The organism is Blochmannia endosymbiont of Camponotus quercicola (assembly GCF_059935335.1).
Window position 1 is genome coordinate 634,945 of record NZ_CP011794.1, and the last position, 18,285, is coordinate 653,229.

The following is an 18,285-nucleotide window of genomic DNA, read 5'->3' on the forward strand; positions in this document are numbered from 1 at the left end:
ACAATATAAAAAATTAGAAATTAAATTTCCTATACAATATCAACCAACCATTGCGTATTACATAAAACTACATACTGTAGGGCGATCTTATTACGGCAACAATATCTACTTACATATAACGTAAATAATATAAATTTTTAGTCTCACACTCTAAAAGACAATATATCCGCCAACCTAGCGCTCATACATTTCCGCAATGCAAACATAATAATCGTCATTATACCAATAATAAGTCCATCTAAATATTAAATTATTATCGAATAATAATTATTCTACTTAAACAGTAAAATAATCCTGATGCAAAGATGTTTATAAATTCACTAATACATTACTTGTAGATACATAAAATTCAGATATGACATACTGTCATTATCATGCAACTGATATATAACAAATAATATTTCACTATAAGCATAATTGATTTTATGAGTTAAGATAATTTCAAACATCACTAAAATTCATCCAACTATAAAAATGTCACTACGAAATCAGTAATGAATCAGTCAGATGACTTATAAAAAAAATCCGTAATTACAGAAAACAACGAAAATGCTAATAACTACTAATATCATTCGTTATGACGATCCACTTATTACTATTGCTAATCCATCTTTTAATTTGAAAACAATTCTTTCAGTTCTTATTGAAAATCACTTAAATATGCGCTAGTCTAAATTTACTACGTTAGAAAATAATGATACATACATATGCACGATTAATGTCAGCAATAAGTTAACAATTAATATCGAGCAATATTTTAGAGAATGCTCCAAGATATACTCCATTGCAGTAGTAGAAAATACTCTGATAATAAACATATTATCAATGAAATATCATAGATTCATCATAATATATCAATAACAAAGTACACATGCATCTCATATTTTTATTAAAATTGCTACTAATTAGAAAATGTTAAAACGTTGGAAGACTTCAAAACACATAATGTCCAGATCAATTTAAAGATTTTACTCTCTTTTGATAAGAAAATATGTATGGACCAAAGCACATGTAGGTTTAATTTATACATTTGTAAATATTATTTAAAATTGGTATAATTAATGTATCTATTACACAAATATAGAATTTATAATTATTCTAATATGGAAATACTAAATAAAAACTATTCTTATCTCAAATAATATTGTTTTCATAATATTATTATAAATGCTAATCTTAATATGGCTGTACTAATCAAACTTACAACTGAATGTGATTGATTAACTATTAAATTTGCATACGCAGTCTCTCAAATACTGTACGTTCCCTTTGTAAATAAAATATTTAATAAATCCATTTCTGTATATAAATCAACTTTTTTAAAACATAATAAATAAAATAACTATGAAAAAATTAATTATATATATTCTACAATTCTCTATGGATCAACAATATTCAATAATTTTTTGATTAAAACATTTAATATTAGGAAACACACTTTATGTTATCAGAGAAAACATTAGCCAATGCTATACGTATATTAAGCATAGATGCTATACAACAAGCTAATTCTGGACATCCTGGTTGTCCCATGGGTATGGCTGATATCGCTGAAGTACTATGGAGAGATTATATTAACCATAATCCAAGCAATCCAAATTGGATTAACAGAGATCGATTTGTTTTATCTAACGGACATGGATCGATGTTGCTATACAGCATACTACACTTAACTGGATACGACATATCTATAGAAGATCTAAAAAATTTTAGACAATTAAATTCTAAAACACCTGGGCATCCAGAATTCGGGCATACCGATGGAGTTGAGATTACAACAGGTCCATTGGGACAAGGTCTGGCTAATGCTGTTGGATTCGCAATTGCTGAACGGACGCTAGCAGCACAATTCAATCGTACACCATTTGATATCATTAATCATTATACCTATGCATTTTTAGGAGACGGATGTATGATGGAAGGTATTTCTCATGAAGCTTGCGCGTTAGCCGGAACCATGAAATTAAATAAATTAATCATATTCTATGATAATAACGGCATTTCTATAGACGGCAATGTAACAGAATGGTTCACAGATGATACTGCCATGCGCTTTGAATCCTACAGATGGCATGTGATACGTAACATAGATGGACATAATAGGAATGCTATTAAAACTGCAATTAATCAAGCCAGAGCTATATTAGATAGGCCATCATTGTTAATATGCAATACCATTATTGCTTTTGGAGCTCCAAACAAAAGCGGGACACATAGCGCTCATGGCGCTCCATTGGGACAAGAAGAGGTTGCTGCTACTCGAAAAACGCTTTGTTGGAATGAACCTCAATTTGTCATACCAAAAGAGATATATGAATTATGGAATGCCACAACACTAGGACAAAGAAAAGAAAATACTTGGCGAGAACTATTTTTTCAATACAAGACCGCTTATCCTAATTTAGCAAAAGAATTAACAAGACGAATACAACAAAAATTACCTGCTGACTGGCACAAAAAAACACAAAAATTTATTGAAAATTTACAAATGAACCCCCAAAATATTGCTACACGTCAAGCTTCCCAAATTGCAATTGAGTTTTTTTCTAGAAAACTTCCAGAACTTTTCGGAGGATCAGCAGATTTAACACCCAGCAATTTAACAACTTGGTCCCAATCTTCTTCTATTATGAAAAATCCCGCCGGCAATTATATTCATTATGGTGTACGTGAATTTGGGATGACTGCTATTGGTAATGGAATTGCTAATTACGGAACCTTTTTACCCTATACTGCTACATTTTTAACATTTGTTGAGTACGCACGTAACGCGGTGCGTATGGCAGCGCTAATGAACAGCCGTCATATCATGATTTACACTCATGATTCTATTGGATTAGGAGAAGACGGGCCAACTCACCAACCCGTAGAACAATTAGCAAATTTACGTATGACCCCAAATCTAACAGTATGGCGTCCCTGTGACCAGGTAGAAACAGCAGTTGCCTGGAAATCAGCAATTGAACATCACGGGCCAACCGCACTAATTTTATCTAGACAAAATCTTGTGCAACAAGAACGCACAACAACACAAATTAATAACATTGCTCGCGGAGGATACATTCTTAAAGATTGTCAAAATACTCCTGAACTAATTATAATCGCTACCGGCTCAGAAATAACACTAGCAATACATTCATATCACCGTTTGACCGATGAAGGATATAAAATACGAGTTATTTCTTTGCCTTCTACTAATATATTTGATCAACAAGATAAGTCATACCGTGAATACGTATTACCAAATGCGGTAATTAATCGAGTAGCCATTGAAGCTAGCAGTGCTGATTATTGGTATAAATATGTTGGATTATACGGTGAAATCATTGGTATGCATACATTTGGAAAATCAGCTCCATCAAATCAATTATTCAAATTTTTTGACTTTACTGTGGATTGTGTGATCAGCAAATCATATAAATTGTTAAACAAATCCTAAATAACAGACAGTCAAAAATATTTTGATTCAAAAAATATGTTTATGTATATATTGCAACCAATATGAATAAACGCAATTTATATATTTACAATATATAAATTGCGTTTATTAGCCTCAATATTGTACTGATTGAATATATAATTTAATTGTATGCAATTATTAAACTCAGAATAACTTGTTATATCAACTATTATAATAGGAAAATACAACATGGATTACTCACCACTAATAACATTAACTCAAAAATTAATTCAACAGCCCTCAATAAGCCCAAAACATCATAATTGTCATGCAATAATTGCAGATTACTTACAGAAACTAGATTTTAATGTAGAACTAATGCGTTTCGATGAGACTCTTAATCTTTGGGCATTTCATGGTTGTAAAAATAAACAAAAACGTACATTATTATTTATCGGGCATACTGATGTGGTGGAACCTGGAAACCTTCAACACTGGGACTACCCCCCATTCTCAGGATTAGTACATCGTAATGTACTACATGGACGAGGCGCGGTCGATATGAAAGGCGCGTTAGCAGCTATGTTAGTAGCCGCTAATAATTTTATACACCACAATCCTAATTATCAAGGACGGCTTGCGTTTCTTATCACTTCTGATGAAGAAGGAGAGGGCATCAATGGCACCACAAAAGTTGTAGAATCTTTAATGATGCGTGACGAACGTATAGATTACTGCATAGTCGGGGAACCATCAAGTCAATATAAACTAGGAGATATTATAAAAAATGGTAGACGTGGTTCACTTAATGGACAATTAACAATATGCGGATCACAAGGACATGTAGCATATCCTCAATTTTCAAAAAATCCGATACATTTGATCATCCCAGCATTATCAGATTTAATAAATACTACATGGGATCAAGAGAAAAGTATATTATTCCCTCCTACTGCTATACAAATTAGCAATATCTATTCTAACAACAACAACAACAACGTTATACCTTATAAAGTTATATTAAATTTTAATTTACGCTTTAATGATAAATGTTCTATTAATAATATTAAAAAACATACAAATAAAATACTTACATATCATGCTTTAACCTACCATATTGACTGGAAACTTTCTGCAGAACCTTATTTTAGCAACCCTGGAAAATTAACTAATGCCGTAGTCAATGCCATTAAATATTACCAAAAATTTGAACCTCGTTTAGAAACTACAGGAGGTACTTCTGATGGACGCTTTATAGCCAGAATGGGGGCAGAAATTATAGAATTAGGTGCACTTAATCACACTATCCATAAAGTCAACGAACATATTGATCTCATTGATTTAAAATTACTTAGTTCCATATATCAAAAAATTATAGAAGATTTACTACTAAGTACATGATTATATCTTAATTACATAACACACGCAATGATGCCAGATCTAAAATTCATCATTATTACCATATAAAATATAAACACGATTCAATCGATATTAATAAAATTGATCATAAATACAAGTGGTACACTATATATATATATTGAGAATAATTTTAACGAATAAAAGTTACGCATTCTTATACACAAAAATATGGACAGCGTAGAAATGTATAAATTTAAATTTAATTAATCTTCAATTTTAATTAAACAAGATTCATTTAATATATCCATAGACAAGACTAACGGAGGGCATATGTTCAATTGCTTACCTACTTTTTTAGCGCTAATATTAATTTCACTAATAGAAGGAACAACAAAGTCATCAGAAGATTTAGGTAGCGTTACGCTACCTAAATCTTCTGATGACTTTAATTCCAATAAAGATTTAGTATCTAAATATGCTAAATCACCATTAAGTTTACAGCGATCTTCCTTATATGTTCCGTAAGAACAAGCTGGTAACAGTATCACGCATAAGATCTCTAAACAAGTTAACATTATAACTTTATATAAATAACTATTTATAATTAGATTTAGCATAAAATAACCCTGAATCTATTAAAGCTTTTTTTAACACATTACGATGTCTCTCAGGTAAAGAGGTCATAGGCAAACGTAAAGTATAATGTGATATCAATCCTAACTCTTTACAAGCCCATTTCACTGGTATAGGATTAGAATCAATAAATAACGCTCGATGCACAGGCATCAATTTTTGATTAATATGTTGTGCATGTAAAAAATCGTTTTTATTCGCTAATTTACACAACTCGGCCATTTCTTTTGCAGCTATATTTGCTGTAACAGAAATCACCCCAACACCTCCAAGTCTCATAAAATCTAACGCGCTTAAATCGTCTCCACTTAATAAAATAAAATCGTCGTGCACCAACTGTTTCAACTGATTTACTCTATTTAAGTTTCCTGTCGCCTCTTTAATACCAACTATATTTTTTATCTTTGCTAGACGAGAAACGGTAACCGGTAACATATCGCAACCAGTACGCACTGGAACGTTATATAGTATCTGCGGTAATGACGTACTTTCTGAGATAGCTTTAAAATGTTGAAATAATCCTTCCTGATTGGGACGATTATAATAAGGAGTTACGCTTAAACAAGCTGCTATATCACTATTATTAAATTTATTAGTTAATGAAACAGCCTCTGCAGTTGAATTTGCACCAGTACCTGCTATTACAGGTAATCTACCATCACTAAATTCTAAGGTTCGCATCACCACATCAACATGTTCTTCATGTGTAAGTCCAGACATTTCCCCAGTTGTACCGACGGAAACAATAGCTGATGTACCACTGATTACATGATGATCAACAAGTTTTTTTAAACTTATTCGATCTACAGCACCCTGTAAATCCATCGGGGTAATTAACGCTACTATACTTCCCGTAAACATGAGCTATTATCTCCAATAAACAAAATCTATAAAGCGCTTTTTCATAAAAATGCTTTATAGGACAATAATCGCATCAAATAAAAACATTAACCATTATTTACGTGTAACACACATATGTTATTTTTAATAATACAATAAATACACAGTCAATTGATTCATGTATAAATTATGTTAACGAGCAATAATCATATTAAATATTACATATGTACATGAATATGTATACCATTTACTATCGTCTATCATTTTAAATTAACTAGAAATTATTTTCATTATATTTTTCATTATTAACTAAATTATTCTTCGTTAACAATATATTAAAACACATAACTAGAGTTTAAAAATAGTTTTTATTGCTTCTTAAATTAAACTCTAATTTTTTCATACTCATGTATAAATATAAAAAATGTTTGTTAATTAATTTAATCATATTCTATACAGATATTAAAAATAGTATTAAAGTTAACCGAAATTTATTAAATAACTTATATAATTTATTAATCATTAATGGGATATTGCTATGACATTATTACAACCCGGAGATACAGCACCGAAATTTAATTTACCCGATCAAGATGGTGTTTTGGTTAATCTTGATTCCTTTATAGGAAAAAAAATTCTTATTTATTTCTATCCTAAAGCTATGACACCAGGATGCACTATACAAGCATGTAAATTAAGAGATAATATAGATGCATTCAAAAAATTAAGTATAGAAATCATTGGGATTAGTAACGATAAACCGGAAAAACTTTTAAAATTCTCTGAAAAAGAAATGTTAAATTTTACTTTACTTTATGATGAAAACCACCAAATTACTAAAAAATTTGGAGTATGGGGAGAAAAAAAATTCATGGGAAAGACATATAACGGCACACATCGTATTAGTTTCATAATAGACCAAACTGGCACTATCGAACAAGTATTTAAACATTTTAAACCCGTTGATCACGATCAGATCATATTACGTTATCTCCATGAGAAAAAATAATTATACCAAATAGTATATATATTTATATATATAAATATATAATACAATAATCAATGTTGTTAATATTTAACAATTATTATTTTACAGAATTAACCGTATAAAATCTATATAATAATGAAATTTTAAAAAATCACACAAAATTATTATGATCCTATTCTAGGATATTATTTTTAAGAAAAAATTTACAAGCAATTTTTAAATAGACAATTACAATTGTAAGGATCATATGTTATTTAGTTCCAAATGTTTTATCGCCAGCGTCTCCGAATCCTGGTATTATGTAACCGTTTTTGTTGATTTTTTTATCTATAGAAGCTAAATATAATTCAATATCTGGATGCTTTCTTTCCAAAGCTTCAATTCCTTTTGGAGCTGCTACTATAGATAAAACTTTTATATTATTACATCCAAACTGTTTTAATAAATCAATAGCAGCAATTATTGATCCACCGGTAGCTAACATCGGATCTAATACCATAGCCATACGTTCATCAATATTGGACACTAACTTATGAAAATATGGAATTGGCTCAAGAGTAACCTCGTTACGATAAATCCCTATTATGCTAATACGTGCACTTGGAAGATGCTCTAATACACCGTTCATCATACCTAATCCAGCTCGTAAAATTGGTACTACTGTTATTTTTTTTCCTTTAATACGCGCAATTTCAACTAATCCACACCATCCTTTGATAGTTATTATTTCCATTTCTAAATCATCGGTAGCCACATAAGTTAATAAACTTCCTAATTCTGAAGATAATTCTCGAAAACGTTTAGTACTAATATCACAAATACGCATCAGTCCCAATTTATGTTGTACTAATGGATGTTTAATCTCGACTATTTTCATATCAATTTCGTTCTCCATGAAAGTAAACACTCAAACTTGAGAAATAATTCTTCTAATATCAAATAAATATAGAATATTATTTATTTGATATTAGAAGAATATTATTGATACGTAAGGGTCGCATATAAAATATATTAAATCATTTATTATCTTATGTAATACAAATCCAAATTAAATCTTGAAATTATACAATATGATCTATTTATTATTATTATTATTATTTAAATAAATAAGCATTTTTAATTATAACACTATTATATCAATGTAAATGATACTATGTAGTGTTTGGTATAAAATAATTTTTTAAAACACAGTATATATAATAATAAACATATTTAGCTCCAAATAAACTAATATAAAATATTATAAATTAAACCTATTAAAAATAGAAATATCTGTTATATATAATTATGAGTTTTTAATAATTATTTACCAATCTATGTATATAGTATATAATATTGGTGTAATTCATATTACATATAATAAATAATTCAAAACAAAAAGTCGTTAATAATACATGATTCACCTATATTTAATCAATCGTTTAAAAAAAAATAAAAATTTAAAATAACTTTTAATTAATTTAATCTAATATTTTTTAGATTAAAAGATAATATATCTTATAGCAAAATATATTATATATATAATATATATTTCATAAATAACAATTTTTAAAATTAAACAAAAATATATACCTTGTTGAAGTTTGTGATATTATATTAGGATTATCTCAGTACATTACTAATTATTTGCATGAAAATAAAGAAAAAAAAAATACGTGTTACTAAATGGATATTATTAATCAGTTTTACAATATTGTTTGCTAGATTGATATATGCTTCTATAAACGCCTGGAATTATCATAAAAGCGATAATAATCCTACTCTACTTAAAACTACTCTCTCTTACTACATTATTAAATAATAGTACGTAATTGTACTTACCGCTATTGTATATTCATAATATCAGCATATACCATGGCATACAGAGCACACAATTAATCCCATACTAATCCGGAATATATATATTTCCTTCTCGGTCACAAAATATTTCAAAAATAAAAAATATAAATGTATGTAAAGCATAAAATAAATAAGTAATTATACATTGTATAAATGTATATATAATTTTTTAAAATTTACACATTTATATGTTTATAATTTATAATAATATTATTTAAAATTTTTTAATAATATTAAATTTTATATTATCAAGATGATCGTTGCGCTATAATAAAATCAATAATAGATTGCACGCCATAACCTGTTTTCAAATTACTAAAAGACCACGGCAAACCTTGGCGCATACGATTTGTATCGCGAGTCATAATCGTCAATGATGCTCCTACATACCTTGCTAAATCAACTTTATTAATTATTAAAAAATCAGAACGTGTAATACCTGGACCACCTTTTCGAGGGATTTTGTCGCCTGCAGCCACATCAATAACATATAAATTTAAGTCCGATAATTCCGGACTAAAAGTAGCGCTTAAGTTATCACCACCGCTTTCAATAAAAATAATATCCAAATTATCAAATTTAGATATTAATTCTTCTATAGCTAATACATTCATAGAAGCATCTTCACGAATAGCAGTATGCGGACATCCTCCAGTTTCTACTCCAATAATACGATCAGCCGATAAAGCATTTGAATCTATCAAAATACGCTGATCTTCTTTAGTATAAATATCATTGGTTACTACTGCTAATTGATAATTATTCTTCATTCTTTTACATAAAACTTCAAGTAACGCAGTTTTACCTGATCCCACCGGACCACCCACGCCTACACGCAATGGTTGTTTATATTTATTAAATAACAAAATAATTCCATCAATAAAATTAATCATCACATAATATATATAATACTACATATATTATTATTGGAAGTAAATATCTTTAGGATCGAAATAATCGTGAATACTGTGTTTCATGACAAGAAGATGCTATGGATTGTAATGGAAAGCTACTACCTAATTCACGATCTGAAATCGTATTAGCTTTCTTCCAAGCATTCGGAAGAAACTCCACAAGGTATCTTAATAATTTCTGAGCAGTGTTTTGACCAAAAGGCACCAATTTTAGTCCCACCATCACGGCAGATTCTAGCATATTATAGGCATATCCTAACGCTAAATTTTCTAAAGGAATATCCCACATGCACCCTAACCACGCTATGGACGCCAAACCACTATGTTCTAAAGCCGATAACCAAGTCTCATCATCAGTAAGTGAATACCATTGTAATATTATTTTTGACATCGCTTTTCCACGCTGTTGTTCTTCCAATCTAAACTCGCGAGTATCACGATGTGACAATATTCTTAATGCACATTGAAAAAAACTAATGTCATCCTTAATTTGCGTATAATAATAACAACGCTTAAGCATGGGCCATTCTAAATGAATTAATGGTCCATCAATCCACTGTTGCTGCCACGAAGAAAAGGTTTCCATAGAATTAACCCAGTTACATTCTACCGCCCACTCCAAGCCTCGTGAATATGAAAACCCCCCCAAAGGAAAATTAGAACTAATCAATTGCATCAAAGATAATAATGAACTAATACCTTGAGTAGCACACATAATATAAAATAATTTAAAAATTATTTATAAATTACTGACATAAATAAATATTGTTTCAAAATTAAATTACCACAGAAATAAGAATCATAATTTACTCCTATTTTTATTAAAAAATAACATATGATTTTAGTCATTTTCGTCAAAAATACGATTATTTATTTTGCAAAAATACATTTTTATTATGAATTTATTAACAACAGGTTTTATATAGGTAAAATAATATTTATTATTTCAACACTTATTTATATCTCAAATACCCGCCTTCTAGATGTAGATATTATAATATCTACATCATTATAGTTTTACGTCTATGATTTCCATCATGTACGCAATTAAAAAATATAATTGAATATCACCAAATTATCAATTATATATATTTACCATCTTCAAACTTATCAAAACCTAATATTTTTTTAGCATTATCGCAATATCAAAAGACATTTTTTCGAACATCTAATCATAGAACAATATTGCCTTTATCATATATATTTTCAAGCACAACGCTATTTCATATCAAAACAGAAAATAACGTTGCGACATTGGTAATGTAGATGCAGGTTCACAAGTTAATAATTCTCCATTCGCACGTACTTGATAAGTCTGTGAATCTACCTCGATAATTGGTTGCCAAGAATTATTAATCATATGATTTTTTTGAACATCTCTGCACTGACGAACCTCACCAATCAAACTAACTAATTTTAAAGAATTTATTAATTCTGAATTATAAGCGATTTGAGATACAAAAGTCATACGTGTAGAATGTTTTGCGTTGCCTCGTGCTCCAAACATTAATCGATAATGCACTGGTTGTGGAGTGGGTATAGAAGCATTAGGGTCTCCCATAACAGAAGAGACAATCATACCACCTTTAACTATTAACTCTGGTTTAACTCCAAAAAAAATAGGAGACCATAGTATTAAATCTGCTAACTTTCCTATTTCAACAGAACCAACTTCATGAGAAATTCCATGAGTTATTGCCGGATTAATCGTATACTTGGCAATATATCGTTTTATGCGAACATTATCATTATATTTATCATCACCTAATAACAAACCTCGCTGTAGTTTCATCTTATGAGCTGTCTGCCAAGTACGTAAAATAACTTCCCCAACTCGTCCCATGGCTTGAGAATCAGAAGAAATCATAGATAAAGCTCCAAGGTCATGCAGAACATCTTCAGCTGCAATCGTCTCCCTACGAATTCTTGATTCTGAAAATGCCATGTCTTCAGGTAGATTAGGATTAAGATTATGACAAACCATCATCATATCCAAATGTTCATCTATTGTATTAACAGTATACGGCATAGTAGGATTGGTAGACGATGGCAATACATTATTAAATCCACACATACGTATGATATCCGGAGAATGCCCACCACCTGCACCCTCAGTATGATAAGCATGTACCGTTCTGCCCTTAATCGCAGATAAAGTATCTTCAACAAATCCTGATTCATTTAAAGTGTCAGTGTGAATAGAAACCTGAATATCAAAACGATCAGCCACATTTAAACAGCAATCAATAGCAGCGGGTGTTGCTCCCCAATCTTCATGCACCTTTAACCCAATCGCTCCAGCAATTATTTGCTCTTCTAAAGCTTCAGGTAAAGAAGCACTACCTTTACCAGTAAACCCAATATTAACAGGTAAAGTATCTGCTACTTGTAGCATACGATATAAAAACCAAGGACCTGGAGTACAGGTAGTCGCGTTACTTCCTGTTGTCGGGCCAGTACCCCCTCCAATAAACGTAGTAATCCCAGAACACAGTGCTTCTTCTGCTTGTTGCGGACAAATAAAATGAACATGAGCATCAACTCCTCCAGCTGTAACAATTTTCCCTTCTGCTGCTATTATTTCTGTACCAGGTCCAATGCATATCGTCACACCTGGTTGTACATCTGGATTTCCTGCTTTCCCAATACCTGATATACGCCCATTATTTATACCGATATCTGCTTTTATTACCCCCCAGTAATCGATAATTATTACGTTAGTTAAAACTAAATCAACACAATCTTTACTGCTCATTTGTCCCTGACCCATACCATCTCGTATAACTTTACCTCCTCCAAATTTAACCTCTTCCCCATATATAGTAAAATCTTTTTCTACCTTTATCCATAATTCAGTATCTGCTAATCGTACAGAATCACCAGTAGTTGGCCCAAATAGAGAAGCATAATCATGTTTAGATACTATATTATGCATAATTAATCTAACCTACCCATAATGGCTTTACAAAAACCATAAATTTTACATGCACCTGCATATCTCACAAGTTCTACAGTCCTAGACTGTCCTGGTTCGAAACGTATTGCCGTTCCTGATGGAATATTTAAACGAAAACCACGAGTAATAATTCGATTAAATCTCAAGGCAGCATTAACCTCATAAAAATGAAAATGTGAACCAATTTGTATAGGTCTGTCTCCATAATTTATAACAGTTACTAATACTTGTTGTCTTCCAGCATTCAATTCTATATTTCCATGAGAAATGTGTAATTCGCCTGGTATCATATTATTGTTATACTCATTAATGCATTAATTAAATTATTGGATCATGTATAGTAACTAATTTAGTTCCATCAGTAAAAGTAGCTTCTACTTGTACGTTAGTAATCATTTCAGGTACTCCTACCATTACATCGTCTCTAGTCAATACATGTTTGCCTATGTCCATCAATTCAGCGACATTTTTCCCGTCACGAGCACCCTCTAAAACTATAGAACTAATTAATGCTATCGCTTCTGGATAATTTAATTTCAACCCTCGATTGAGACGTTTTTTTGCCAATAATGCTGCTGTAAACAACAATAATTTATCTTTTTCTCGGGGTAATAACTTCATAAATAAATTTTCCTAAATTATGTCGACCAAATACGAGGTATTGTAGCTTCTTTTCCAATTATAACAGGACGTATAGTACACCAAATATGATGCAACAACTGTTTTAAACTCTGATGATCATTACCTAATAATCGTACTACGAGTATCTCATCTAATAACGTAGCGCCTCCAACTTGGAGGTGTTTAACCGATGCGATTATTTCACGGACCTTATCTAATATTTTATCATCTGATGGGACAGCAAAAAGAAAAGCACTTATTTGAAATCCACCTAACTTCATAACACAATTTAATTCATTAACCCTCAAGCGTTCCTGTAATCCAATAGAACCAGATAAACAAATATTCAAACAAATATCTACTGCTTCTGGATAAGAATGAATACCTAACGATACATTTCTAAAACACAACATTTCAAATGATATAACTCTGGATTCTTGTTCTATAATAAAAGTAGTATCTATTTTTGCTTTTGTTTTAGGAAAAAAGATACTACTTTGAGGAACCCATTCTAAAGTGGTGTTACGCTCTAATATAAACGTATGGTTCTGTGATGCACATATACCATTACTACGATAAAATTTAGCAGCACCAGGTGTTGTCAACAATGCTCGACTCCCTGGTTCTAATTTAACATCTAGTACCAATTTATCTCCTCCAACTAACCCACCAGGAGGATGTAACAAATATACATGCGGAGTATTATCATGTGCTGCATAAAAACTTTTTTTCACGTAAAACGGACCAATATGTTTGCATTTAGTTAACACACTACGTCCGTTTCGCAAAGCAAAATTTAATCTCAACTCTCCTAGCCACCCATTAATTAATTTCTGAGACAATTTATCACTCATTAATACGATTATTAAATATTTTTTTAAATTAACACAATAAATCCGTCCAGATTCAAAAATTGAATATCACAAATAAACTATACCAAATAGTGTTAAACATGACAATATAACCGTTGTGTATATGCATACATATTTTATTTTTAAATAGAAATAAATCAGACATTACTAATCAGTAACAAATCTATATAAACAAAGATCTTTGTATATAATATACGACATTCAGTTTACACAGCACTTGCAACGTGATTTTTTGCTTTTATCAATCTTATCATATGATGCATCATATGATATATATGCAAGAACTGTATTATACCTATTAATAATTATAAATGAATACACATATCTCAAATCATTAAAATCATTGACAACACAAACTAATAAAACTCGAAAATATAAACTTATATGTTCATTCCCATTCAATAGTAGCCGGAGGTTTAGAGGAAATATCGTACACTACACGAGATACTCCCTCAACTTCATTGACAATACGATTAGATACCTTATTCAAAAAATCATAAGGCAAATAAGCCCAATGCGCCGTCATAAAATCTGTAGTTTCTACCGCACGAAGAGCTATCACCCATGTATATTTACGCTGATCACCTTGTATGCCTACTGAACGTATTGGTAAAAACACCGCAAAAGCCTGACTAATTTTAGAATATAAATTCTCACGCCTAAGTTCTTCAATAAAAATAAAATCTATCTTACGTAAAATATTGCAATATTCTCTTTTTACCTCACCTAATATTCTAATAGCTAATCCAGGACCTGGATGTGGATAACGATAAACTATATCATAAGGTAGCCCTAAATCTAATCCAATACTACGAACTTCATCTTTAAATAAATTTCTTATAGGTTCTAGCAACTGAACGTTCATAATTTCGGAGAAACCACCTACATTGTGATGCGATTTAATAACATTTTTAAAAGAGAATAAAGACATACCAGATTCGATAACATCTGAATATATAGTACCTTGAGCTAACCATTTTACAGACACTAATTCATTAATTTGTTCCTCAAAAACTTCTGTAAAAACTCTACCAATTACTTTTCTTTTCTCTTCTGGATCACTAATTCCAATTAAAGCATTTAAAAATCGTTGCTCTTTCGATACATAGATGATACTTAAATTATAATTTTTAAGACAAAAATTATTAATGCGATCAAATTCATGCTTTTCCAATAACCCATTATCAATAAAAATACAAATAAATTGATTACCAATCGCACGTCGTAATAACAAAGCTGTAACAAGAGAATCAATCCCGCCTGAAAAACCAAGAACTACTCTGTCATTGCCTACTTTTATACGAATATCCATAACAATACTATCAATGATATTAACTGTTTTCCAAGAAGATTTACAATGACAAATATGCATAATAAAACGTTCTAAAATATTTTTTCCTTTTTTAGTATGAGTAACTTCCGGATGAAATTGCACACCATATAAATGACGCTCCTCATTGATCATCATAACAGCTTGCTGATATTTATTAATGCCAATAACAGTAAAATCCTTAGGAACAGTAGTAACAACATCCCCATGACTCATCCACACATCAAGCATTAAACGCCCTGTAACATCATCAACATAATCATAAATATCGTTTATAAGAGCACTTCTAGAAATAATTGTGATTTGAGTGCAACCAAATTCACGCTGTGCAATTGCACGTTTCACTCGTCCGCCTAATTGCAACGACATAATTTGCATACCATAACAAATTCCAAATATAGGTATACCTAATCGAAACAAAAATTCAGGAATACACGGATAATCACTATCGATAACACTATAAGGGCCTCCAGAAAGAATAATACCATTAGGATTAAATGCATATACTTGAGATTCACTAATATCCCAAGAACAAAGTTCAGAATATACTCCCAATTCACGAATTATTCTTAACAGTAATTGGGTATATTGAGATCCAAAGTCTATTACTAAAATACGATGATTATCACATTTTATATTATGACTTATTACATTATTTACACTAATCATTCATTAACCATAATATTTAATGTCTAATAACACTCACTACATTATTCAAATAACACATTCATATAATATAATATTCAACGACTAATTATCTTAAACGATAATTAGGTGATTCTTTTGTTATAATCACATCGTGCACATGACTTTCTTGAATACCAGAATAACTTACACGAACAAATTTAGCTTGCGTTCTTAAATCATCAATAGTTGCGCAACCTGTCAAACCCATACAAGAACGTAAACCACCCATTAGTTGATGTATAATCGTTTCTAGCTTACCTTTATAAGGAACACGCCCTTCTATACCTTCCGGTACTAATTTATAATCATTAACAGTATCCTGTTGTTGAAAATATCGATCAGCAGAACCTTGATACATAGCCCCTAAAGAACCCATACCTCTATAAGTTTTAAAAGATCTACCTTGATAAAATTCAATATCTCCTGGCGATTCTTCTGTGCCGGCTAATAAAGAACCAATCATTACACAATGCGCGCCAGCCGCTATCGCCTTAGCAATATCCCCAGAAAAACGAATACCGCCATCTGCAATCACCGAAACATTTGTACCTTTTAATGCTTCCGCTACATCAGAAATAGCTGTAATTTGTGGAATTCCTACGCCAGTAACAACACGGGTTGTACAAATTGAACCCGGGCCAATGCCAACTTTCACTGCACTAGCACCAGATTTTACTAACGCTAACGCACCCTCTTTCGTAACAACATTACCCCCTATAATGGACAAATCAGGATACATATTACGAACCGTCTCAATACAACCCAAAACCCTATCTGAATGCCCATGAGAAGAATCTACAAGCAATACATCTAAGCCAGCATTCACCAATCCTTCAACACGTTCTTTATAATCATTTCCCACTCCAATAGCAGCACCAACACGTAATCTGCCATAATTATCTTTACATGCATATGGTTTACGTGCTGCCTTTTCAAAATCCTTTGCAGTGATCATACCTTTAAGATGAAATAAAGAATCAATCAACAAAATTTTCTCTACCCTTTTATCATGCATTTTACTTAACACTATTTCCCTATTCTCTTTTTCTAACACTGTAACTAAACGCTCTTTAGGAGTCATAACAGAAAAAACAAAATTTGATAAATCACTGACGAATCTAACATCACGACTTGTAACAATTCCCACTAACTCATTCGAATCCACCACAACCGGGTATCCAGCAAATCCATTAAGAGAAGTTAACTCCTTTACTCGCAACAAAGTCGTGTCAGGAGTAACACATTGCGGATTAACCACTATTCCGCTTTCATAACGTTTAACCCGAAGTACTTCATTAATTTGTTGCTCTAAAGACATATTTTTATGAATAAAACCAACACCACCTTCTTGTGCTAAAGCAATAGCTAAACCCGATTCAGTCACCGTATCCATTGCCGACGATATAATAGGAATATTCAAAGAAACAGAGTTACTTAAAAAACTTGCCAAAACTGTTTCTGCAGGCAGCACTCTCGAACAAGAAGGAACGATCAGCACATCATCAAAAGTCAAAGCGTCTTTAACAAAACGCATCATTGTCATTAACTAACGCAACAGCTAAAATTATACCAGTCACACCACCCTCCTCGCACCTTCCACCACCAAAAAACTCAAACCTAAAATAGCACACACTATCAGTATAGACATCAGCTAAATAAATTTTAAAATTAAACAAACATCCATATTTAGTATCAACAATCTTAACCTCAATAACTAAAAGATACTTGTAGCATGTACGTTCATACCTAAAGGTATTATTTCTAGCATGAATTACGTAATTAATCAAGTTTTAGCATATAAGTTATAGGAATTAATAATTATAGGTTTTTATTGAGACTTATATAG

At 31.0% G+C, this 18,285-nt stretch carries 15 protein-coding genes; 3 read left to right on the forward strand and 12 right to left on the reverse strand.

The genetic code is table 11. The features are described from left to right. Window positions 1-1,441 precede the first annotated feature (1,441 nt). Both tkt and dapE read left to right on the forward strand, forming a co-directional pair. Window positions 1,442-3,439, forward strand: a complete 1,998-nt coding sequence (gene tkt / locus CBquer539_RS02665; RefSeq protein WP_500836327.1) for a transketolase — start codon at window positions 1,442-1,444, stop codon at window positions 3,437-3,439. A gap of 210 nt (window positions 3,440-3,649) precedes the next feature. Continuing rightward, window positions 3,650-4,801 carry a succinyl-diaminopimelate desuccinylase gene (gene dapE / locus CBquer539_RS02670; RefSeq protein ID WP_500836328.1) on the forward strand — a complete coding sequence of 384 codons (1,152 nt, stop codon included), beginning with the start codon at window positions 3,650-3,652 and terminating at the stop codon, window positions 4,799-4,801. Window positions 4,802-5,022: 221 nt separating this feature from the next. On the opposite strand, the gene CBquer539_RS02675 is transcribed toward dapE, so the two are convergent. Together CBquer539_RS02675 and dapA are read right to left on the reverse strand one after the other, a co-directional pair. Continuing rightward, window positions 5,023-5,307 (reverse strand): hypothetical protein, encoded by a 285-nt coding sequence (locus CBquer539_RS02675; protein WP_500836329.1) that lies wholly within the window; start codon window positions 5,305-5,307, stop codon window positions 5,023-5,025. A 46-nt stretch (window positions 5,308-5,353) separates the two neighbouring features. Beyond that, entirely contained in the window at window positions 5,354-6,253 is a 900-nt protein-coding gene (gene dapA, locus CBquer539_RS02680; RefSeq protein WP_500836330.1) for a 4-hydroxy-tetrahydrodipicolinate synthase, read from the reverse strand. Between the two features lie 517 nt (window positions 6,254-6,770). On the opposite strand from dapA, the gene bcp reads away from it, so the two are divergent. Further along, window positions 6,771-7,241 (forward strand): thioredoxin-dependent thiol peroxidase, encoded by a 471-nt coding sequence (bcp, locus tag CBquer539_RS02685; RefSeq protein ID WP_500836331.1) that lies wholly within the window; start codon window positions 6,771-6,773, stop codon window positions 7,239-7,241. 229 nt (window positions 7,242-7,470) lie between these two features. On the opposite strand, the gene upp is transcribed toward bcp, so the two are convergent. From upp to CBquer539_RS02735, 10 genes are all read right to left on the reverse strand, one after another. Further along, window positions 7,471-8,097, reverse strand: a complete 627-nt coding sequence (gene upp, locus CBquer539_RS02690; RefSeq protein WP_500836332.1) for a uracil phosphoribosyltransferase — start codon at window positions 8,095-8,097, stop codon at window positions 7,471-7,473. Between the two features lie 1,210 nt (window positions 8,098-9,307). Then, window positions 9,308-9,952 (reverse strand): urease accessory protein UreG, encoded by a 645-nt coding sequence (ureG, locus tag CBquer539_RS02695; RefSeq protein WP_500836333.1) that lies wholly within the window; start codon window positions 9,950-9,952, stop codon window positions 9,308-9,310. A gap of 49 nt (window positions 9,953-10,001) precedes the next feature. Continuing rightward, window positions 10,002-10,688: an urease accessory protein UreF gene (locus tag CBquer539_RS02700; RefSeq protein WP_500836334.1), complete on the reverse strand. Its 687-nt coding sequence runs from the start codon at window positions 10,686-10,688 to the stop codon at window positions 10,002-10,004. A 513-nt stretch (window positions 10,689-11,201) separates the two neighbouring features. Next, on the reverse strand, window positions 11,202-12,908 hold the full coding sequence (ureC, locus tag CBquer539_RS02705) for an urease subunit alpha (protein ID WP_500836335.1): 1,707 nt from the start codon (window positions 12,906-12,908) through the stop codon (window positions 11,202-11,204). 2 nt (window positions 12,909-12,910) lie between these two features. Continuing rightward, entirely contained in the window at window positions 12,911-13,219 is a 309-nt protein-coding gene (locus CBquer539_RS02710; RefSeq protein WP_500836336.1) for an urease subunit beta, read from the reverse strand. 28 nt (window positions 13,220-13,247) lie between these two features. Then, window positions 13,248-13,550 (reverse strand): urease subunit gamma, encoded by a 303-nt coding sequence (locus CBquer539_RS02715; protein WP_500836337.1) that lies wholly within the window; start codon window positions 13,548-13,550, stop codon window positions 13,248-13,250. Window positions 13,551-13,567: 17 nt separating this feature from the next. After that, window positions 13,568-14,404 carry an urease accessory protein UreD gene (locus CBquer539_RS02720; protein ID WP_500836338.1) on the reverse strand — a complete coding sequence of 279 codons (837 nt, stop codon included), beginning with the start codon at window positions 14,402-14,404 and terminating at the stop codon, window positions 13,568-13,570. A 406-nt stretch (window positions 14,405-14,810) separates the two neighbouring features. Next, window positions 14,811-16,421 (reverse strand): glutamine-hydrolyzing GMP synthase, encoded by a 1,611-nt coding sequence (gene guaA / locus CBquer539_RS02725; protein ID WP_500836339.1) that lies wholly within the window; start codon window positions 16,419-16,421, stop codon window positions 14,811-14,813. 85 nt (window positions 16,422-16,506) lie between these two features. Continuing rightward, window positions 16,507-17,976: an IMP dehydrogenase gene (gene guaB, locus CBquer539_RS02730; protein ID WP_500836753.1), complete on the reverse strand. Its 1,470-nt coding sequence runs from the start codon at window positions 17,974-17,976 to the stop codon at window positions 16,507-16,509. Continuing rightward, a complete protein-coding gene (locus CBquer539_RS02735) occupies window positions 17,960-18,226 on the reverse strand; it encodes a hypothetical protein (RefSeq protein ID WP_500836340.1) in 267 nt (88 codons plus the stop codon). The genes guaB and CBquer539_RS02735 overlap by 17 nt, the downstream gene beginning before the upstream one ends. Window positions 18,227-18,285 lie beyond the last annotated feature (59 nt).

Bases quoted from the DNA above. Each gene is read 5' to 3' on its own strand.
- tkt (WP_500836327.1), top strand. From the start codon at position 1,442: ATGTTATCAGAGAAAACATTAGCCAATGCTATACGTATATTAAGCATA.
- dapE (WP_500836328.1), top strand. From the start codon at position 3,650: ATGGATTACTCACCACTAATAACATTAACTCAAAAATTAATTCAACAG.
- dapA (WP_500836330.1), bottom strand. From the start codon at position 6,253: ATGTTTACGGGAAGTATAGTAGCGTTAATTACCCCGATGGATTTACAG.
- bcp (WP_500836331.1), top strand. From the start codon at position 6,771: ATGACATTATTACAACCCGGAGATACAGCACCGAAATTTAATTTACCC.
- upp (WP_500836332.1), bottom strand. From the start codon at position 8,097: ATGAAAATAGTCGAGATTAAACATCCATTAGTACAACATAAATTGGGA.
- ureG (WP_500836333.1), bottom strand. From the start codon at position 9,952: ATGATTAATTTTATTGATGGAATTATTTTGTTATTTAATAAATATAAA.
- CBquer539_RS02700 (WP_500836334.1), bottom strand. From the start codon at position 10,688: ATGTGTGCTACTCAAGGTATTAGTTCATTATTATCTTTGATGCAATTG.
- ureC (WP_500836335.1), bottom strand. From the start codon at position 12,908: ATGCATAATATAGTATCTAAACATGATTATGCTTCTCTATTTGGGCCA.
- CBquer539_RS02710 (WP_500836336.1), bottom strand. From the start codon at position 13,219: ATGATACCAGGCGAATTACACATTTCTCATGGAAATATAGAATTGAAT.
- CBquer539_RS02715 (WP_500836337.1), bottom strand. From the start codon at position 13,550: ATGAAGTTATTACCCCGAGAAAAAGATAAATTATTGTTGTTTACAGCA.
- CBquer539_RS02720 (WP_500836338.1), bottom strand. From the start codon at position 14,404: ATGAGTGATAAATTGTCTCAGAAATTAATTAATGGGTGGCTAGGAGAG.
- guaA (WP_500836339.1), bottom strand. From the start codon at position 16,421: ATGATTAGTGTAAATAATGTAATAAGTCATAATATAAAATGTGATAAT.
- guaB (WP_500836753.1), bottom strand. From the start codon at position 17,976: ATGATGCGTTTTGTTAAAGACGCTTTGACTTTTGATGATGTGCTGATC.